We start from the raw sequence: 1,679 nt of genomic DNA, 5'->3' as shown, positions 1-1,679 counted from the left end.
AAATCTTTAGCCTCTAAAAGTGATCGAAGAATTTTGCAAATCTCACTTAAATCTTCAAAGCAAAGTACATTTGTAATAAACCACTCATCAAATTCTTCCTCAGTAGCATCACGATAAGATATTCCTGTTTCTTCTTCAAAAGCGACTTCGTATTCTTCTGGATCGATATGATCATACGCATCACTTAAAAAACCCTCTAAATGAGAATTAACAGCCTGCAAAACTTCTTTGCTAGGTTTTGTTTTTAAGAATTCTTTAAAATTCTCAAGATTGTCTAAAATTTCAACATCAAATTCCATAATATCTCCTTTTTATTATTTTTTTATCTTTCTTCTTTCTTCATACATTTTAATTTGTTCTGGTCTCTCTAAACTCGTATCAATATTGTATTCTTTAACCAATTGTTCCCAAGTCTTAGCACCTGCTTTTTTTAAGATTGTTTTATTTTTATTTATCCCAAAAGAAATAGCCCTATCTAATGGAGTATTAGGTTTAAAATAATTGATTTTATCATTTTCAATTTCATTGATAGTGCAATTAGCAGCATTGACATCAGCTCCATATTTGATCAAAATTTCCAAACAAGTTCCAACAGGTTTTTTCTCAGATATTGCAGCTTGATGTAAAAGGGTTTTTCCTGCATCGATATGACTATCTTCATGTTCTGTTTTAATATTTCTCATATTTACATCAGCGCCAAATTGTAAAGCCACTTCTAAAGAATTTACAGACTCAGGATCACCAAGCAATATCCAAGAATGCAAAGGGGTGGCACCTTTTTCATCATAAACTTCAAATTTACATCCTTTTTTAAAAAAATAATCAATCATTTTTTTATTTTTTCCACCCACTCCAATATAATCAGTAAGGGCATTATTTCCTAAACACTCATCATCAGCTTTAAGTCCTAAACTCTCAAAATACTCCATCATTTCAAAACTTTGACTCTTATCATAAGCGATCCCTGCCCAAGCTAAAGTAGAACTAGGATTAAAAAAAGGTATAGGATGACCACACCAATATACCTTACGACGTTTCTCTAAAAATACTTCAGGCACGGGATAATCTTTTAAAAACTCTTTCACTTCTTTAAGTTTATTATTTTTAACAAGTCTAAAAAACTCCCAACCTAACTCCCTTATAGCTTCTTCATCCATAGCTTGCATTTCTTCTAAAGTTTTCATTTGTTTTTCCTTAAAATAATTTTTTAATTTTTTTTATTTGTTAAAATTTTCCAAAGCTTTATCTAAATCTTTAGCCTCTAAAAGTGATCGAAGAATTTTGCAAATCTCACTTAAATCTTCAAAGCAAAGTACATTTGTAATAAACCACTCATCAAATTCTTCCTCAGTAGCATCACGATAAGATATTCCTGTTTCTTCTTCAAAAGCGACTTCGTATTCTTCTGGATCGATATGATCATACGCATCACTTAAAAAACCCTCTAAATGAGAATTAACAGCCTGCAAAACTTCTTTGCTAGGTTTTGTTTTTAAGAATTCTTTAAAATTCTCAAGATTGTCTAAAATTTCAACATCAAATTCCATAATATCTCCTTTTTATTATTTTTTTATCTTTCTTCTTTCTTCATACATTTTAATTTGTTCTGGTCTCTCTAAACTCGTATCAATATTGTATTCTTTAACCAATTGTTCCCAAGTCTTAGCACCTGCTTTTTT

General features: G+C 30.2%; 3 protein-coding genes. All 3 read right to left on the bottom strand.

Annotation, left to right across the window (positions count from 1 at the left end; translation table 11 throughout):
• On the bottom strand, nt 1–299 hold a 299-nt coding region (locus AJ888_RS02080), incomplete at its 3' end, for a hypothetical protein (protein ID WP_180753240.1).
• 15 nt (nt 300–314) lie between these two features.
• The gene (locus AJ888_RS02075) at nt 315–1,184 is read right to left on the bottom strand and encodes an ankyrin repeat domain-containing protein (RefSeq protein ID WP_070288123.1); all 870 of its coding nucleotides are present in this window, start codon (nt 1,182–1,184) and stop codon (nt 315–317) included.
• A gap of 33 nt (nt 1,185–1,217) precedes the next feature.
• Nucleotides 1,218–1,547 (bottom strand): hypothetical protein, encoded by a 330-nt coding sequence (locus AJ888_RS02070; protein ID WP_002882136.1) that lies wholly within the window; start codon nt 1,545–1,547, stop codon nt 1,218–1,220.
• Nucleotides 1,548–1,679 lie beyond the last annotated feature (132 nt).

The organism is Campylobacter sp. BCW_6467 (genome assembly GCF_001762855.1).
In the GTDB taxonomy this organism is placed as follows: Bacteria; Campylobacterota; Campylobacteria; order Campylobacterales; family Campylobacteraceae; genus Campylobacter_D; species Campylobacter_D jejuni.
This window is presented reverse-complemented; position numbering and strand designations above follow the sequence as displayed.